This window comes from Saccharothrix sp. HUAS TT1 (assembly GCF_040744945.1).
GTDB lineage: Bacteria > Actinomycetota > Actinomycetes > Mycobacteriales > Pseudonocardiaceae > Actinosynnema.
The window spans coordinates 2,422,852-2,440,238 of record NZ_CP160453.1; the positions used below are offsets into that span (position 1 = coordinate 2,422,852).

General features: G+C 72.5%; 15 protein-coding genes. 11 read left to right on the forward strand and 4 right to left on the reverse strand.

The annotated features are described in order from the left end of the window. The first annotated feature begins 18 nt into the window (after positions 1-18). From hutH to hutI, 7 genes are read left to right on the forward strand one after another with little or no spacing between them, the layout of a single operon-like run. Positions 19-1,524 (forward strand): histidine ammonia-lyase, encoded by a 1,506-nt coding sequence (gene hutH / locus AB0F89_RS11895; protein WP_367135439.1) that lies wholly within the window; start codon positions 19-21, stop codon positions 1,522-1,524. Then, on the forward strand, positions 1,524-3,173 hold the full coding sequence (gene hutU, locus AB0F89_RS11900) for a urocanate hydratase (protein ID WP_367135441.1): 1,650 nt from the start codon (positions 1,524-1,526) through the stop codon (positions 3,171-3,173). Before hutH ends, hutU begins: the two co-directional genes overlap by 1 nt. Next, complete coding sequence (locus AB0F89_RS11905; RefSeq protein WP_367135443.1) at positions 3,166-4,344, forward strand: allantoate amidohydrolase; 1,179 nt, start codon at positions 3,166-3,168, stop codon at positions 4,342-4,344. Before hutU ends, AB0F89_RS11905 begins: the two co-directional genes overlap by 8 nt. Beyond that, on the forward strand, positions 4,341-5,609 hold the full coding sequence (locus AB0F89_RS11910) for a formimidoylglutamate deiminase (RefSeq protein ID WP_367135445.1): 1,269 nt from the start codon (positions 4,341-4,343) through the stop codon (positions 5,607-5,609). Before AB0F89_RS11905 ends, AB0F89_RS11910 begins: the two co-directional genes overlap by 4 nt. Positions 5,610-5,660: 51 nt before the next feature. Beyond that, the gene (locus AB0F89_RS11915) at positions 5,661-6,491 is read left to right on the forward strand and encodes a helix-turn-helix transcriptional regulator (RefSeq protein ID WP_367135447.1); all 831 of its coding nucleotides are present in this window, start codon (positions 5,661-5,663) and stop codon (positions 6,489-6,491) included. A gap of 11 nt (positions 6,492-6,502) precedes the next feature. Further along, positions 6,503-6,688, forward strand: a complete 186-nt coding sequence (locus AB0F89_RS11920) for a DUF397 domain-containing protein (protein WP_367135449.1) — start codon at positions 6,503-6,505, stop codon at positions 6,686-6,688. Next, positions 6,685-7,833 (forward strand): imidazolonepropionase, encoded by a 1,149-nt coding sequence (hutI, locus tag AB0F89_RS11925; protein ID WP_367135451.1) that lies wholly within the window; start codon positions 6,685-6,687, stop codon positions 7,831-7,833. The genes AB0F89_RS11920 and hutI overlap by 4 nt, the downstream gene beginning before the upstream one ends. 10 nt (positions 7,834-7,843) lie before the next feature. Here hutI and AB0F89_RS11930 read toward each other — a convergent pair whose 3' ends face one another. Both AB0F89_RS11930 and AB0F89_RS11935 read right to left on the reverse strand, forming a co-directional pair. Beyond that, a complete protein-coding gene (locus tag AB0F89_RS11930) occupies positions 7,844-8,782 on the reverse strand; it encodes a hypothetical protein (protein WP_367135453.1) in 939 nt (312 codons plus the stop codon). A 61-nt stretch (positions 8,783-8,843) separates the two neighbouring features. Then, positions 8,844-9,785 carry a dihydrodipicolinate synthase family protein gene (locus AB0F89_RS11935; protein ID WP_367135455.1) on the reverse strand — a complete coding sequence of 314 codons (942 nt, stop codon included), beginning with the start codon at positions 9,783-9,785 and terminating at the stop codon, positions 8,844-8,846. Between the two features lie 20 nt (positions 9,786-9,805). Here AB0F89_RS11935 and AB0F89_RS11940 point away from each other — a divergent pair, with 20 nt between their 5' ends. After that, complete coding sequence (locus AB0F89_RS11940; RefSeq protein WP_367135457.1) at positions 9,806-10,714, forward strand: LysR family transcriptional regulator; 909 nt, start codon at positions 9,806-9,808, stop codon at positions 10,712-10,714. Positions 10,715-10,870: 156 nt separating this feature from the next. Further along, positions 10,871-11,863: an aldo/keto reductase gene (locus AB0F89_RS11945; protein WP_367135459.1), complete on the forward strand. Its 993-nt coding sequence runs from the start codon at positions 10,871-10,873 to the stop codon at positions 11,861-11,863. Positions 11,864-12,005: 142 nt separating this feature from the next. Here AB0F89_RS11945 and AB0F89_RS11950 read toward each other — a convergent pair whose 3' ends face one another. Together AB0F89_RS11950 and AB0F89_RS11955 are read right to left on the reverse strand one after the other, a co-directional pair. Beyond that, a complete protein-coding gene (locus AB0F89_RS11950; RefSeq protein ID WP_367135461.1) occupies positions 12,006-12,185 on the reverse strand; it encodes a DUF6104 family protein in 180 nt (59 codons plus the stop codon). A 77-nt stretch (positions 12,186-12,262) separates the two neighbouring features. Continuing rightward, positions 12,263-16,036: a multifunctional oxoglutarate decarboxylase/oxoglutarate dehydrogenase thiamine pyrophosphate-binding subunit/dihydrolipoyllysine-residue succinyltransferase subunit gene (locus AB0F89_RS11955; protein ID WP_367135462.1), complete on the reverse strand. Its 3,774-nt coding sequence runs from the start codon at positions 16,034-16,036 to the stop codon at positions 12,263-12,265. Between the two features lie 354 nt (positions 16,037-16,390). On the opposite strand from AB0F89_RS11955, the gene AB0F89_RS11960 reads away from it, so the two are divergent. Together AB0F89_RS11960 and AB0F89_RS11965 are read left to right on the forward strand one after the other, a co-directional pair. Then, on the forward strand, positions 16,391-16,756 hold the full coding sequence (locus AB0F89_RS11960) for an ArsR/SmtB family transcription factor (protein WP_367135464.1): 366 nt from the start codon (positions 16,391-16,393) through the stop codon (positions 16,754-16,756). Continuing rightward, complete coding sequence (locus AB0F89_RS11965) at positions 16,753-17,241, forward strand: SRPBCC family protein (protein ID WP_367135466.1); 489 nt, start codon at positions 16,753-16,755, stop codon at positions 17,239-17,241. The genes AB0F89_RS11960 and AB0F89_RS11965 overlap by 4 nt, the downstream gene beginning before the upstream one ends. Positions 17,242-17,387: the final 146 nt, after the last annotated feature.

Genomic DNA, 17,387 nt, shown 5'->3' on the forward strand with positions numbered 1-17,387 from the left:
CCGGGTTGAGATGGGTGCATGCAGCCACCCGTGCAGCTGGGTCCGAAGCCCCTGACCCGCGAGGACGTCCACGCCGTCGCCCGCGCCGACGCGCGCGTGGAGATCACGGAAGCGGCCCGCGAGGCGGTCACCACCGCGCGGGCCCACATCGAGCGCCTGGCCACCGCCGAGCAGCCCACCTACGGCGTCTCGACCGGGTTCGGCGCGCTCGCCGTCCGGCACATCCCGCCGGACCGCCGCGCCGCCCTCCAGCAATCGCTGGTCCGCTCGCACGCGGCCGGCTCGGGGCCCGAGGTGGAGCGCGAGGTCGTCCGGGCCCTCGTCCTGCTCCGGCTCAAGACCCTGGCCAGTGGCCACACCGGCGTCCGGCTGGAGACCGCCGAGGCGATGGCCGCGATGCTCAACGCGGGCATCACGCCGGTGGTGCACGAGTTCGGCTCGCTCGGCTGCTCCGGCGACCTCGCGCCGCTGTCCGCCGCCGCCCTGGCGCTGACCGGCGAGGGCGAGGTCCGCGACGCGGACGGCGAACTGCTGCCGGCCGCCGTCGCGCTCGCCAAGGCGGGCATCGAGCCCGTGCGGCTGGCCGAGAAGGAGGGCCTGGCGCTGATCAACGGCACCGACGGCATGCTGGGGATGCTGGTGCTGGCCGTCCGGGACCTGAACCACCTGCTCGACGTCGCCGACCTGACCGCCGCGATGAGCGTGGAAGCCCTCCTGGGCACGGACCGCGTGTTCGCCGCGGACCTCCAGGCGCTGCGCCCGCACCCCGGCCAGGGGCGGTCCGCGCGGCGGATGGCGGAGATCCTGCGCGGCTCCGAGATCATGGACAGCCACCGCGGCCCGGACTGCACCCGGGTCCAGGACGCCTACTCGCTGCGCTGCTCGCCGCAGGTGCACGGCGCGGCGCGGGACACCGTCGCCTACGCGGAGGCCGTCGCGGACCGCGAGCTGGCGTCGTCCATCGACAACCCGGTGGTGCTGGCCGACGGCCGGGTCGAGTCCAACGGCAACTTCCACGGCGCGCCGATCGCCTACGTGCTGGACTTCCTCGCCATCCCGACGGCCGACGTGGCGAGCATCGCCGAGCGCCGCACGGACCGGATGCTCGACGTGAACCGCTCGCACGGCCTGCCGCCGTTCCTGGCGCACGACCCCGGTGTCGACTCCGGCCACATGATCGCCCAGTACACGCAGGCGGCGATCGTCAGCGAGCTGAAGCGGCTGGCCGTGCCCGCCTCGGTCGACTCGATCCCGAGCAGCGCGATGCAGGAGGACCACGTCTCCATGGGCTGGTCGGCCGCGCGCAAGCTGCGCCAGTCCGTCGACGGCCTGCGCCGGGTGCTGGCGATCGAGCTGCTGACCGCCGCCCGGGCCCTGGACCTGCGCAAGCCGCTCAAGCCGGCCCCCGCGACCGCGGCGGCCGTCGCGAAGCTGCGCGAGCACGTCGAGGGCCCCGGCCCGGACCGCCACCTCGCGCCCGAGATCGCCGCCGCCGAAGACCTGATCCGGAAGGGAGCACTCTGATGGTGCGCGCCGCCCGAGGCACCGACCTCACCGCCCGCAGCTGGCCGACCGAGGCCGCCCTGCGGATGTTCCACAACAACCTCGACCCCGACGTGGCCGAGCGCCCCGACGACCTGGTCGTCTACGGCGGCACCGGCAAGGCCGCCCGGGACTGGCCGAGCTTCCACGCCATCAGCCGGGAGCTGGCCGCGCTGGCCGACGACGAGACGCTGCTCGTGCAGTCCGGCCGCCCGGTCGGCGTCATGCGCACGCACGAGTGGGCGCCGCGGGTGCTCATCGCGAACTCCAACCTCGTGCCGGACTGGGCGAACTGGCCCGAGTTCCGCCGGCTGGAGGCCGAGGGCCTGACCATGTACGGCCAGATGACGGCCGGGTCGTGGATCTACATCGGCACCCAGGGCATCCTCCAGGGCACGTTCGAGACGTTCGCCGCCGTGGCCAACAAGCGCTTCAACGGCACCCTGCGCGGCACGTTGACCGTCACGGCGGGCCTGGGCGGCATGGGCGGCGCGCAACCGCTCGCGGTCACCATGAACGAGGGCGTCGCGCTCTGCGTCGAGGTCGACCCGCAGCGCGCCCGCCGCCGCGTCGAGACCCGCTACCTGGACGAGATCGCCGACGACATCGACGACGCGATCGCCCGCGTGCTGGCCGCGAAGGCCGAGGGCCGGGCGCTGTCGGTCGGCCTGATCGGCAACGCCGCCGAGGTGCTGCCCGAGCTGCTGCGCCGCGACGTGCCGGTGGACGTCGTCACCGACCAGACCTCCGCGCACGACCCGCTGGCGTACTGCCCGAAGGGCGTCCCGGTCGAGGACTGGGCGGACTACGCCGCCGCCAAGCCGGACGAGTTCACCGACCGCGCCCGCGAGTCGATGGCCGACCACGTCGAGGCGATGGTCGGCTTCCAGGACCGGGGCGCCGAGGTCTTCGACTACGGCAACTCGATCCGGGGCGAGGCCCAGCTGGGCGGTTACGAGCGGGCGTTCGACTTCCCCGGCTTCGTCCCCGCCTACATCCGGCCGCTGTTCTGCGAGGGCAAGGGCCCGTTCCGCTGGGCCGCGCTGTCCGGCGACCCGGCCGACATCGCCAAGACCGACCGGGCGATCCTGGAGCTGTTCCCGGAGAACGAGCAGCTGGCGCGGTGGATCAGGATGGCCGGCGAGCGCGTCGAGTTCCAGGGCCTGCCCGCCCGCATCTGCTGGCTCGGCTACGGCGAGCGCCACCTGGCCGGGTTGAAGTTCAACGAGATGGTCGCCTCGGGCGAGCTGTCCGCGCCGATCGTCATCGGCCGCGACCACCTGGACTGCGGCTCGGTCGCCTCGCCGTACCGGGAGACCGAGGCGATGGCCGACGGCTCGGACGCCATCGCCGACTGGCCGCTGCTGAACGCCCTGGTCAACACCGCGTCCGGCGCGACCTGGGTGTCGCTGCACCACGGCGGCGGCGTCGGCATCGGCCGGTCGATCCACGCGGGCCAGGTGACGGTCGCCGACGGCACGCCGCTGGCCGCGCGGAAGATCGAGCGGGTGCTGACCAACGACCCGGCCATGGGCGTCATCCGGCACGTGGACGCCGGCTACCAGCGGGCGGTCGACGTCGCCGCCGAGAAGCAGGTGCCGATCCCGATGAGGGCGGGCTCCGATGACTGACCTCGCCGACATCGCCGACGTCGGGCGCGACCGCAGGCGCGGCGGCTACTCGCGGCACGGCTTCGACCACGTCGAGCGCGAGCTGCGCGCGTGGTTCGTGGAGGAGGCCGAGCGGCGGGGGCTCGACGTGCGGCCCGACCGCAACGGCAACATCTGGGCGTGGTGGGGCGAGCCGGGACCGGGCGCCGTGGTCACCGGCAGCCACCTGGACTCGGTGCCGGGCGGCGGCGCGTTCGACGGACCGCTGGGCGTGGTGTCGGCGTTGCGGGCGGTGGACCTGCTGCGGGCGCGCGGGTTCACGCCGACCAAGCCGCTGGCGGTCGTCGTGTTCGTGGAGGAGGAGGGCGGGCGCTTCGGCGTGGCGTGCCTCGGGTCGCGGCTGATGACCGGCGCGATCTCGGCGGAGGCGGCGTGCGCGCTGGTCGACGCGGACGGCGTGACGTTCGGCGAGGCCGCCCTCGCGACCGGGTTCGACCCGTTGCGGATGGGGCGGGACGACCGGGCTCTGGCGTCCATCGGCGCGTTCGTGGAGCTGCACGTCGAGCAGGGGCGCGGGCTGGCGGTGCCGGTGGGGCTGGCCGGCTCGATCCTGGCGCACGGCCGGTGGCGGTTCACGTTCACCGGCGAGGGCAACCACGCCGGCGCGACCCTGATCGAGGACCGGCGCGACCCGATGGTCCCGGCGGCCTCCCTCGTCCTGGCGGCCCGGCGCGCGGCCACCTCGGGCGCGCGTGCGACGGTGGGCCGGATCGTGCCGAACCCCGGCGGCACCAACGTGATCGCGTCGTCGGTGGACGTGTGGTTGGACGCGCGGGCCGACGACGAGCCGCGCACCCGCGAGGTGGTCGCGGAGATCACGTCGGCGGCGCGCGAGGCGGCGTCCGCCGAGGGGTGCGAGGTGCGGGTGACCGAGGAGAGCTGGGGCGGGACGGTGACCTTCGACGCGGGGCTGGCGGCCCGCGTCCGGGAGGCCCTCGGCGAGGACACCCCCGCGCTGCCGACCGGCGCCGGTCACGACGCCGGCATCCTGGCCGCGCACGTGCCGACCGCGATGCTGTTCGTGCGCAACCCGACCGGGATCAGCCACGCGCCGGAGGAGTTCGCCGAGGCGGACGACTGCGAGGCGGGCGTGGTGGCGCTGGCGTCGACCTTGGAGCACCTGGCGCGATGAAGAGCTTCTGGTGCGAGCGGGCGTGGTTGCCGGACGGGATCGCGTCCCGGGTGCTGGTGCGGGTGGACCGCGGGACCATCTCCGACGTGTCCACAGTGGACACGATCCCGCTGGGTGTCGAGCGGTTGCGCGGCTTGGTGTTCCCGGGGTTCGCCAACGCGCACTCGCACGCGTTCCACCGGGCGCTGCGCGGTCGCACGCACGACGGCGGCGGCACGTTCTGGACGTGGCGCGACCGGATGTACGCGGTGGCGGAGCGGTTGACGCCCGAGTCGTACCTGGAGCTGGCCACGGCGGTGTACGCGGAGATGGCCGTGGCCGGGGTGACGGCGGTGGGCGAGTTCCACTACCTGCACGGCGGCGGGAACGAGATGGCCGAGGCGCTTCGGCAGGCGGCGCTCGACGCCGGCATCCGCCTCACCCTGTTGGACGCCTGCTACCTGGCGGGCGGGATCGGCCGGCCCGTGCGCGGCGTGCAGGAGCGGTTCTCCGACGGGACCGGTGACCGGTGGCTCGACCGGGTCGCCGAGCTGCGCAGCGACGACAACACCCGGATCGGCGCGGCGATCCACTCGGTCCGCGCGGTGCCGCGTGAGACGTTGTCCCTGGTAGCGGGCGCGTTCCCGGATCGGCCGCTGCACGTGCACCTGTCGGAGCAGCCGGCGGAGAACGAGGCGTGCCTGGCGGCGTACGGCCTGACGCCGACCGAGCTGCTGGCCGAGGCCGGTGCGCTGACGGCGCGGACGACGGCCGTGCACGGGACGCACCTGTCCGCGAAGGACATCGGCCTGCTCGGGGCGGCGCGGACGGGCGTGTGCTTCTGCCCGACGACGGAGGCCGACCTGGCGGACGGGATCGGTCCGGCGCGCGAGCTGGCCTCGGCCGGGTCGCCGTTGTCGCTGGGCAGCGACCAGCACGCGGTGATCGACCCGCTGGGCGAGGCGCGGGCGTTGGAGCACAACGAGCGGTTGCGGACGGGGGAGCGGGGCCGGTTCGCGCCGGCGGAACTGGTCGAGGCGCTGACGAACCACGCCTCGATCGGGTGGCCGGAGGCGGGCCGGATCGAGGTCGGCGCGCCCGCCGACCTGGTGGCCGTGCGGGTGGACTCGGTCCGGACCGCCGGGACCGCTCCCGAGCAGCTGGTCCTGACCGCGACGGCGTCGGACGTGGCCGTGGTCGTGGTCGGCGGGAAGGTCGTGGCACGTGACGGCGTGCACGAGCGGTTGGGCGACGTGTCGCGGCTGCTGGTCGACGTACTTACCTGATCGGGTGACGGGATTCCCGGTTTTGTCGGTCCCGCTCAGGATCATGGCCCCATGTCACCGCCACGTCCGACCTTTCGCCGCCGGAAGTTGGCCCGCCGCTTGCGCCGGATGCGCGAGGCGGCGGGCATGACCATCGAGGACGCCGCCGTCGCGCTCGACAAGCACCGCAACAGCCTCTACCGCCTGGAGGCGGGCGAGACCAGGGTGGACGTCCACCTCGCCCGCTCGATGATGGACGTCTACGACCACTACGACCCGACGCTCATCGACGACGTCCGCGACACCCTGAAGCCCCGGTGGTGGATGAAGTTCGGCATTCGCGCCATGGGTTACGTCGACCTGGAAACCGAGGCCGAGGAGGTTCGCGAACTCGCGCTCATCTACATACCCGGTCTGCTGCAAACCCAGGCGTACATGAGGGCGATCTTCGAATCAGGCACCTTGAAGCGGGCCGAGCAGGGCACCGAGACCGAGGTCCGACTGATCCGACAACGCCGCCTCACCGACGACGCTGAGCCGCTGCACCTGGTCGCCCTGGTTGACGAGTCCGCGCTCCGGCAGACGATCGGGGGCCCGGAGGTCATGCGCGAACAACTCGAACACCTGGTCATGGTGGCGGAGCTGAGCACCGTCACCCTGCGGGTCCTGCCGAGGAGCATCGGCGCGCACGGCGGACAGGGCGGCGCCTTCACCCTGCTGGACTTCCCCGATCCCGAGGACCGGACCATGCTGTACGTGGGGTACGGCATCGGGTCCATCCACATCGAGGAACCCGGTGAGGTGTGGCGGGCTAGGATTCTGTTCGACCACCTGCTTGACCGAGCGCTCGGTCCGGAGGACTCGGTTTCCCTGATCGAGCAGATCATCGCCGAGGACGAATGAGGAGTCATCCCTTGTCTACCGGGAAATCCACCGACGCGGTGTGGCGCAAGAGCAGTCGCAGCGGCGCCGGTGGTCAGGACAACTGCGTCGAAGTCGCCTTCCCCGGCCCCTCGGTGGCGGTCCGGGACTCGAAGAACCGCGATGCGGGCCGGTTGGCGTTCCCGGCGTCCGCCTGGCAGCGGTTCGTGCGCCCGTGACCAGCACCCTGGTCACCGGCATCGGCGAGCTGACCACCAACGACCCCGAGCTGGGCCGCCTCGCCGGCGCCGCGCTCGTCCTCGCCGGCGACCGGGTGGAGTGGGTCGGCCCCGCCGCCTCCGCCCCCGCCGCCGACGTGCGGGTCGACGTGGGAGGCAGGGCAGTGCTGCCCGGCTGGGTGGACAGCCACACGCACCTGCTGTTCGCGGGCGACCGCACGGCCGAGTTCGAAGCCCGGATGGCCGGTCTGCCGTACACGGCGGGCGGCATCGCGGTGACCGTGGACGCCACCCGCGCGGCGTCCGACCGGGAGCTGGCCGACAACCTGAGGCGGCACGTCGCCGAGGCCGTCGCGCAGGGCACCACCACGGTCGAGACCAAGACCGGTTACGGCCTGACCGTCGCGGACGAGGTGCGATCGGCACGGATCGCGGCCGACGAGGTCGATGAAGTCACCTTCCTGGGCGCCCACCTGGTGCCGCCGGGCGCCGACGCGGACGAGTACGTGGCCCTGGTGGTCGGCGGGATGCTGGACGCCGTCGCGCCGCACGTGCGCTGGGCGGACGTGTTCTGCGAGCAGGGCGCGTTCGACGCCGACCAGTCGCGCGCCGTCCTCGAAGCCGCGCGGGCCAGGGGCCTGGGGCTGCGCGTGCACGGCAACCAGCTCGGCGAGGGTCCGGGCGTCCGGCTGGCGGTGGAGCTGGGCGCGGCCAGCGTCGACCACTGCACGTACCTCTCCGCCGCCGACGTCGACGCGCTGGCGAACTCGTCCACCGTCGCCACCCTGCTCCCGGCGTGCGACCTGTCCACCCGCCAGTCGCTCCCGCCCGCCCGGCGGCTCCTCGACGCCGGCGCGACGGTCGCCCTGGCCAGCAACTGCAACCCGGGCAGCTCCTACACGACCTCGATGGCGTACTGCGTCACGACGGCGGTCCTCCAGCTGCGCATGACCGTCGAGGAAGCCGTCACCGCCGCCACCCTCAACGGCGCGAAGGCCCTGCGCCGCACGGACGTCGGCCACCTCGCGCCGGGCGCGCGCGCCGACGTCCACGTCCTCGACGCGCCCTCGACCACGCACCTCGCGTACCGGCCGGGCGTCCCGCTCACCCACGCCGTGTGGCGGGCGGGCAGGCGCGCCCGGTGACCTGACGGGGTCAGGGGGAGTCGAGCGGGATGCGGGCGCGGGCTTCGCCCAGACCCGCCCGCGGCCAGGCGACGAGCAGGTCCAGGACGTCGTCGTGCGGGCGCGGCAGGAGGAAGTCCTGGCTGCCGGAGTGCCCGTGGGCCCCTCCCGAGGCCGAACCGGAGTGCGAGCGGACCCAGAACGCCTTGCCGTCCGCGACCACCGCGATGGCCGGGGCGCTGTCCGTCCCCCGGGACGTGTCGGCCCGGATCGCCTGCGCGGCGTCGCCCCGGGCGCTGCTCGCCAGGCCGACCGACAGCGTGGTCCGGTCCACGACGGTCAAGCGGGTCAGCACGATCGCGGCGTGGTCGCTGCGGTGCAGGACCTGCGGGGCCGCCGCGCTCGTGCCCGTCTCGACGTCGACCTCCGGGCACGAGGCCGCGACGTGGTGCTCGAACCGCTCGGCCGTGGCGACCGCGCTGACGGGCGCGTCCCAGACCGACCTGGTGGCCCGGTCGGCGGTGGCGCGGTCGGGCAGCGGCAGGGTGACCGTGGTCTCCGGGAAGCCGATCTCCGGCCACGCGAGCACCAGCGTGATCTCGTCGAACGCGGGCGGCAGTCGGAAGGCGAAGTCGTGCACCGGGCCGGAGCGCCCCTCGAAGTGGTCCCCGCTGCCGCTCGACCAGGAGGTCGGGAAGTGCCAGTGCGCGCGGCCCTCGTCGTCCAGCGTGCCGACGCGGAGGTCGACGCCCTCGTCGAACGCGGGCAGCAGCCGGCGGGGCGCGGGCGCGACGGGTTCGGCGACGCGGGTGTCGTGCTGCCGCCGGGTCGCGTCGCGCCGGTCCAGCGGCTGACGGGTGACCAGGTCGAGGTCCAGACCGGTCGACCGGGAGATCGCCTGCTTGACGCCGATCGTCAGCTCCGGCCGCTGCACCAGCGAGCCGCCGCGGTGCGCCACGGCGCCTAACACTTCCGAGTGATCCCCCTGCATCGCACCAGCATGGCCCGAACGCGCCCGTGCCGGAAGTGCTTCACCGGCCCGCGGTCGCCGCGTCCCGCGAGATCACCGCGTCCAGCGCCCGGAGGGCCGCCGCCGCGCTGTCGGGGTGGGCCGCCAGCAGCGGGAGGCGGACGTCCGGGGTCGGGATGCGGCCCTGGGCGTGCAGCACGGCCTTGATCACGGTCGGGTTCGGCTCGGCGAACAGCGCGGTGGACAGGGCCGCGAGCCGCCCGCCCAGGGCGCGGGCGCGGACCACGTCGCCGGTGGTCCAGGCGTCGATCAGCCGGACGAACTCGGCGGTGGCCAGGTGCGCCGAGGCGAGGATGCCGCCGTGCGCGCCGAGCGCGAGCAGCGGCGAGATGAACGTGTCGTCGCCGCCCAGGACGGCCAGGTCGGTCGGGTCGGCGAGCAGTTCGACGGTGTCGGCGTTGATCCCGCCCGCCGCGTACTTCAGCCCCACCACGCCGGGCACGTCCGCCAGTCGGCGCAGGGTGGCGGCGGACAGGTACTGGCCGGTCCGGTACGGGATGTCGTAGACGATCAGCGGCACCGGGCTGTCGGCGGCCAGCCGGGTGAGGTGCGCCAGCGCGCCCGCCTCGCCCGGTCGCACGAACGAGGGCGTCGTGGTCAGCGCGGCCACCACTTCCGGGTGAACGGTCAGCTCTTGGAGGGCCTGCGCGGTGTTCGCGCCGACGACCAGCGGCGCGTGGCGCTCGCGGCAGACCCGGGCGACCACCTCGACCACCGATCGCTGCTCGGTCGTGCCGAGCGCCGAGGGCTCGCCCGTCGTGCCCAGCGCGACCAGGCCGCGCGCGCCGGCGTCCAAGGACTCGGTGGCGAGGGCTTCCAGCGCGTCGAGGGCCACCTCGCCGGACCGGTCGAACGGCGTGATCAGCGGGACGAACAAGCCGGTGAACGTCATGAGCCGCAGCCTGCCCGGCGCGACCGTGAAGCACCAGTTCGCTTTCCTCAACAGAACCGTAAGCTGAACTGATGCTCGACGTCCGCCGCCTGCGCCTGCTGCGCGACCTCGCCCACCTCGGCACGATCGCCGCCGTCGCGCAGGCGCACGCCTACACGCCGTCGGCCGTGTCGCAGCAGCTCGCGGCGTTGCAGCGGGAGGCGGGCGTCCCGCTGCTGCAGCACACCGGCCGCAGCGTCAGCCTCACCCCGGCCGGCACGGCGCTCGTCCGGCACGCCGAGACGATCCTCGCCGCCCTGGAAGCCGCCACCGCCACGCTGGCCGCCGCGCGCACCGGCCTGTCCGGCGCCGTGCGCATCGGCGCGTTCCCCAGCGCCGTGCCGACCCTGCTGCCCGCCGCGCTGGTGGCGCTGGGCCGCGACCACCCGGCGCTCGACCTCATGGTCACCGAACTCGACCCGGTCGACATGCCGGACGCCCTGCGCGACGGCCGGCTCGACGTGGCGCTGTGGCACGACTACGACATCGCGCCGGTCGAGCCCGACCCCGGCGTGGACTCGGTGCCGCTGCTGGCCGAGACCGTGTTCCTCGCCGTGCCGGCGTCGGCGGGGTTCGGCGAGGACGACCCGATCGGGCAAGCCCGCGAGTCGGCGTGGATCGTGGGCAGCCCCGGCACGCTCTGCCACACGGTGGCGATCCGGGTGTGCCAGGCGACCGGCTTCACCGCCGGGGTGCGCCACCACGCCGACGACTTCACCGCCGTGCTCGCCCTGGTCGCCGCCGGTCAGGGCGTCGCCCTGGTGCCGGAACTCGGCGCGATCCGCCCACCGACCGGCGTCCGGCTGATCCCGCTGGACGTCCACCGCCGCACCCGCATCGCCTACCGCCGGGGTGCGGGCGACCACCCCGCCATCGCCGCCTGCGTCACCGCGCTGGAGACCTCGACCGCCGCGTACCTCGCTCTGGGGAGAGAGGCGTAAGGCGAGGTCAACGCCGTCGCGCGGATGCCCGCCTCGCCGGGCCAGGAGACTTCGGCGTGATCACCGCGACCGTCCGGACCCGCGTCGAACGCCCGGGTGCCCGAGGGAGGTCGCGAGCGGTGGTCGCCCCGGGCGAGTTGGGGCAGGCTTGACCGCATGGAGTACACCCAGCTCGGCCGTTCCGGCTTGTCCGTGTCCCGCCTGTGCCTCGGCACGATGAACTTCGGGCCGGAGACCTCCGAGGCCGACAGCCACACGATCATGGACCGGGCCCACGAGCACGGCATCAACTTCTTCGACACCGCCGACGTCTACGGGTGGCAGCGGGGCGAGGGGATCACCGAGAACATCATCGGCCGGTGGTTCGCGCAGGGCGGCGGCCGGCGGGAGAAGACCGTGCTGGCCACCAAGCTGTACGGCGACATGGGTGACTGGCCGAACGAGCGGAAGCTGTCCGCGCTGCACATCCGGCGCGCGGCGGACGAGTCGCTGCGGCGGATGCGGACCGACCACATCGACCTGCTCCAGATGCACCACGTCGACCGCGACACGCCGTGGGACGAGATCTGGGAGGCGTTCTCGGTGCTGCGGCAGCAGGGGAAGGTGATCTACTTCGGGTCGTCCAACTTCGCCGGGTGGCACATCGCGCAGGCGCAGGAGGCGGCACGTGAGCGGCGCTTCCTCGGGCTGGTCAGCGAGCAGTCCATCTACAACCTGGTGAACCGGTTCGTGGAGCTGGAGGTGCTGCCCGCGGCGCGGCACTACGGCCTCGGCGTCATCCCGTGGTCACCGCTGGGCGGCGGGTTGCTCGGCGGCGTGCTGCGCAAGCAGCGCGAGGGCGGCGGGTCGCGCGGCACGACCGGGCGCGGCCTGGAGGCGCTGGAGAAGCACCGGGACGCGATCGAGGCTTACGAGAGGCTGGCCGCGGACCTGGGCGAGGACCCGGCGCACGTCGGCCTGGCGTGGCTCCTGCACCAGGAGGGCGTGACGGCGCCGATCATCGGGCCGCGGACGCTGGACCAGCTGGACGGCTCGCTGCGGTCGACGGAGATCGAGCTGGACGCCGACGTGCTGGCGAAGCTGGACGACCTCTTCCCCGCCCCCGGCCCGAACGGCAGCAAGCCCGCGCCCGAGGCGTACGCCTGGTAGCAGGGGACGGTGACCACCGCCCCGGACGGCAGCACCGCAGAGGTCTGCGCACTCCTCCCCGAGAGCGGTGAGGCGGAGGTCGTGCACGGCGCGCTGCCGGCCGGGGCGGAGGTGCTGGAGCGTGGTTCCCGGCGCGACCGGTTCAGTCGTCCAGGTCCTCGTCGTCCCGCGCGAGGTAGGTCGCCAGGCGCTCGACGGCCGTCTCGAAGTCCGGGTTCGCGTCCACGAACGCCCGCAGCTTGTCGGCCAGCCACGCGAACGTGACCTCCTCCTCGCCGCGCCGGGACTCCAGCTCCTCGATCCCGCGGTCGGTGAAGTACACGGTCTTTCCTCCGGTAACGGGCCGAGCCGCCGAAACCCAGGGGTCTGGGTCTCGGCGGCTCGGCGGTCGAACGGTCCCTACTCGAACGCCTTCGCGATCAGCTCGCGCTGCTCGACCTCGTGCACCTTCGACGACCCCGCGGACGGGGCGGCCATCGGGCGGCGCGAGACGCGCTTCACGGCGAACCGCTCGGGCAGCAGCTCGGGCAGCGCCAGGCCGAAGAACGGCCACGCGCCCTGGTTCGCCGGCTCCTCCTGGACCCAGCGGACCTCGGTGGCGTTCGGGTAGCGGTCCAGGGCCGCGGTCAGCTTGCGCGCGGGCACCGGGTACAGCTGCTCGACGCGGACCACCGCGACGTCCTTGTCGCCCCGCTTCTCCTGCTCGGCCAGCAGCTCGTAGTAGATCTTGCCGCTGCACAGCAGGACCTTGCGCACCGCGCTCGGGTCGACGCCGGTCGGGTCGTCGATCACCGACTGGAACTTCTCCTCCACGAACGCCTCGACCGGGCTGACCGCGGTCTTCAGGCGCAGCATCGACTTGGGGGTGAACACCACCAGCGGGCGGTTCACGCCGTCCAGCGCGTGCCGGCGCAGCAGGTGGAAGTAGTTCGCCGGCGTGGACGGCACCGCGATCGTCATCGAGCCCTCCGCGCACAGCTGGAGGAACCGCTCGATGCGGCCGGACGTGTGGTCCGGGCCCTGGCCCTCGTGGCCGTGCGGCAGCAGCAGCACGACGTCGGAGACCTGGCCCCACTTCGCCTCACCGGACGAGATGAACTCGTCGATGATCGGCTGCGCGCCGTTGACGAAGTCGCCGAACTGCGCCTCCCACAGCACCAGCGCGTCCGGGTTGGCCACCGAGTAGCCGTACTCGAAGCCGAGCGCCGCGAACTCCGACAGCACCGAGTCGTACACCATGAACTTGCCCTGGGTCTCGGCCAGGTTCTGCAGCGGGGTGTACTCCTCGGACCGCTTGCGGTCCACCAGCGTGGCGTGCCGCTGCACGAACGTGCCGCGCCGCGAGTCCTGGCCGGCCAGCCGAACCGTGCGGCCCTCGATCACCAGCGAGCCGAACGCCAGCAGCTCGGCGAACGCCCAGTCGATGCCGCCCTCGCGGGCCATCTTGGCGCGCCGCTCCAGCACCGGCTTGACCCGCGGGTGCGGGGTGAAGCCGTCGGGCAGGTTCACGTGCGCGTCGGCGATCCGCTCGATGATCGACCGCTCGACGCCGGTGGGCAGCTTGGTCGGGACCTGCTGCTCCTGCTCGATCGACGGCGAGGTCTTGATCGGGTGCTTCTCCAGCTCCCGGACCTCGTTGAACACGTGCTCCAGCTGCGAGGAGAAGTCCTGGAGCGCCTTCTCGGCCTCCTCCACGGAGATGTCGCCGCGGCCGATCAGGGACTCGGTGTAGGTCTTGCGCACCGAGCGCTTCGTGTCGATCACGTCGTACATGGCCGGCTGCGTCATCGAGGGGTCGTCGCCCTCGTTGTGGCCGCGGCGGCGGTAGCACACCATGTCGATGACGACGTCCTTGTTGAACGTCTGCCGGTAGTCCACAGCCAGCTTCGCGACCCAGTAGCACGCCTCGGGGTCGTCGCCGTTCACGTGGAACACCGGCGAGCCGATCATCTTCGCCACGTCGGTCGAGTACTTCGACGAGCGCGAGTGCTCGGGCGCGGTGGTGAAGCCGACCTGGTTGTTGACCACGACGTGCACCGTGCCGCCGGTGCGGTAGCCGCGCACCAGCGCCAGGTTCAGCGTCTCGGCGACCACGCCCTGGCCCGCGAACGCGGCGTCGCCGTGCAGCGCGACCGGCAGCACGGTGAAGCCCTCGCCGCCCTTGTCGAGCATGTCCTGCTTGGCCCGGACGATGCCCTCCAGCACCGGGTCCACGGCCTCCAGGTGCGACGGGTTCGCGGTCAGCGACACCTTGGTCTCGCCGTCGCCGAACATGCGGAAGTACTTGCCCTCCGCGCCCAGGTGGTACTTCACGTCGCCGGAGCCGTGCGCCTGGCCCGGGTCGAGGTTGCCCTCGAACTCGCGGAAGATCTGCGAGATCGGCTTGCCGACGATGTTGGCCAGCACGTTCAGCCGGCCGCGGTGCGGCATGCCGATGACGACCTCGTCGATCTCGTGCTCGGCGGCCTTGTCCAGCACCGCGTCCAGCAGCGGGATGACGGTCTCGCCGCCCTCCAGCGAGAACCGCTTCTGGCCGACGTACTTGGTCTGCAGGAAGGTCTCGAACGCCTCGGCGGCGTTGAGCTTCGACAGGATGTACTTCTGCACGGTGGCCGGGGGCTTCTCGTGCGGGACCTCGACGCGCTCCTGGATCCAGAGGCGTTCCTCCGGGTCGAGGATGTGCATGTACTCGACGCCGACGGTGCGGCAGTACGAGTTGCGCAGCACGCCCAGGATGTCGCGCAGCTTCATCCGCTCCTGGCCCGCGAACCCGCCGACCGGGAACTCCCGGTCCAGGTCCCACAGGGTCAGGCCGTGCGACAGGACGTCCAGGTCGCCGTGGCTGCGCTGGCGGTAGTTCAGCGGGTCCGTGTCGGCCATCAGGTGGCCGCGGGTGCGGTAGGCGTCGATCAGCTCGATGACGCGGGCGGTCTTGTCGACCGCGCCCTCGGGGATGTCGGCGACCCAGCGGATCGGCTCGTACGGCAGCCGCAGCGACGTGAAGACGTCGTCGTAGAAGCCGTCCTCGCCGAGCAGCAGCTGGTGGATGCGCTTGAGGAACTCGCCCGACTCCGCGCCCTGGATGATGCGGTGGTCGTAGGTGGAGGTCAGCGTGATGATCTTGCTGACGCCCATGTCGGTCAGGGCCTGCTCGCTGGTGCCCTGGAAGTGCGCCGGGTACTCCATCGCGCCGACGCCGATGATCGCGCCCTGACCCGCGGTGAGGCGCGGCACCGAGTGGTTGGTGCCGATCGTGCCGGGGTTGGTCAGCGAGATGGTGGTGCCGGAGAAGTCCTCGGTGGTCAGCGAGCCCGACCGCGCCTTGCGGATCAGGTCCTCGTAGGCCTGCCAGAACTGCGTGAACGTCATGTTCTCGCAGCCCTTGACCGAGGCCACGACCAGCGTGCGGGAGCCGTCCTTGCCGGGCAGGTCGATCGCCAGGCCGAAGTTCACGTGCTCCGGGGTCACCACGAACGGCTTGCCGTCGACCTCGGCGAAGTGCCGGTTCAGGTTCGGGTACGCCTTGAGCGCCCGCACCACGGCGTACCCGATCAGGTGGGTGAAGGAGACCTTCCCACCGCGGGTGCGCTTGAGGTGGTTGTTGATCACGATGCGGTTGTCGGCCAGCAGCTTGGCCGGCACGGCGCGCACGCTCGTCGCGGTCGGAACGGTGAGCGAGAGCTCCATGTTCTTCGCGATGGCGGCGGCGGCCCCGCGCAGCTGCTTCTGCTCCTGGCCCTGGGCCGGCTGCACCGGCGCGGCCTTGGCGGCCTGGGCGGGTGCGGGCTTGCTCGCGGGCTTGTCGGCCGGCTTGTCGGCGGGCTTGCTCGCGGGCTTCTGGGCGGGTGCGGGCTTCTGCGCGGCCTGCTCCTGCGCGGGCGGCTGTGCCTGCGCCGGCTTCTGCGCGGCGGCCGGCTGCGTGGCCTGCGTCTGCGCGGCGGCGGGCGCGGACTGGGCCGGAGCGGGCTTGGTGGCGGTCGTGGTGCCGTTCTCCGCGGCCGTCGAGGTGGTCGACGCGGCGCCGTTGCCCGACCGCTGCGTCGACTTGTAGTCGGCGAAGAAGTCGTGCCAGGCCGGGTCTACCGACGACGGGTCGGCGAGGAACTGCTCGTACATCTCCTCGACCAGCCACTCATTGGGGCCGAACTGAGAAGCAGGACTGCTGCTGGACACGGCTGGCGCTCGCCTCTATCCATCTCGCTCTTGGCAATGACTCACTCATGGTCAGGCTAGTCCCCCGTCTGGTGCACTTCACACACAGGAGGGGGCGGGCAACGAGTGTTCCCTCACAGGATCGATCCGGTGGTGGGTCGGCGTTAGGGGTGCTTGAGCATCACTTGAGGTTAAGCCCGTCACACCGTCGGCGGTGCTTCGAGTCGGAGTACTTGTGCGCACTGCGGCCGACCGGTGGGCGTGAGGCGTTCAGCGGGCTGAAGATCATGGTCTGAGCTGCTTGTTCAACCTTGTGGTTGACATGTTTCGGGTGCGTTCGTATCGTTGTGTTCAACCGGACGGTTGAGTAAGGAGATGGCGGTGGACGATCAGTTGTCGCGGGTCTTCTCGGCCCTGGCCGACCCGATCCGGCGCGACATGGTGGCGCGGTTGGCGGTGGGCGACGCGACGGTGAACGAGCTGGCCGGGCCGTACTCCGTGACCGTGCAGGCCGTGTCGAAGCACCTCAAGGTCCTTGAGGACGCCGGGCTCGTCAGCCGCAGCAAGCAGGCGCAGCGGCGGCCCGTCCACCTGGAGGCGGAGGTGTTCGACCTGATGACGAAGTGGATCGAGCGCTACCGGCGGGAAGCGGAGCAGCGCTACCAGCGGCTGGACACCGTGCTCGCCGAGCTGGCGACCGAGGGGTCCGACCCGGACCGAGTTGGAGGAGAAGCATCATGAGCACGACGACCGCGCACCCCGAGACCAGCATCAGCGCCGACCCGGAGGCGCCGACCATCCACATCACGCGCGAGTTCGACGCGCCGGTGGACGCGGTGTTCCGAGCGCACGTCGACCCGGAGCTGGTGGTGCGGTGGCTGGGGCCGCGCTCGGTGACCATGCGGGTGGACCGGTGGGACGCGACGACCGGCGGGGCGTACCGGTACGCGCACACCCGGGGTGAGGAGGAGTACCGGTTCTACGGCTCGTTCCACGAGGTGCGGCCCGGTGAGCGGATCGTGCAGACGTTCACGTTCGAGGGATTTCCGGACGGGGTGTCGCTGGAGACGGTGACGTTCGAGGACCTGGGCGGTGGGCGGAGCCGGTTGCACGCGGTCAGCGTGTTCGAGACGACGGAGGTGCGGGACATGGCCATGGCCAGCGGCATGGAGACCGGCGTGGTCGAGGGCTACGAACAGCTGGACGACCTCCTCACCACCCCCTGACCGCCCGCGAGTCGAACACTCCCGTCCCGCGTGTCCTACGTTCCGACCGCGCGTGTCCTACGTTCGGGACGCGAGAGTCCTACGTTCAGGGTGCGAGAGTCCTACGTTCCCGTACCGCGAGTTCAACGTTCAGGGCGGTGGTTGGG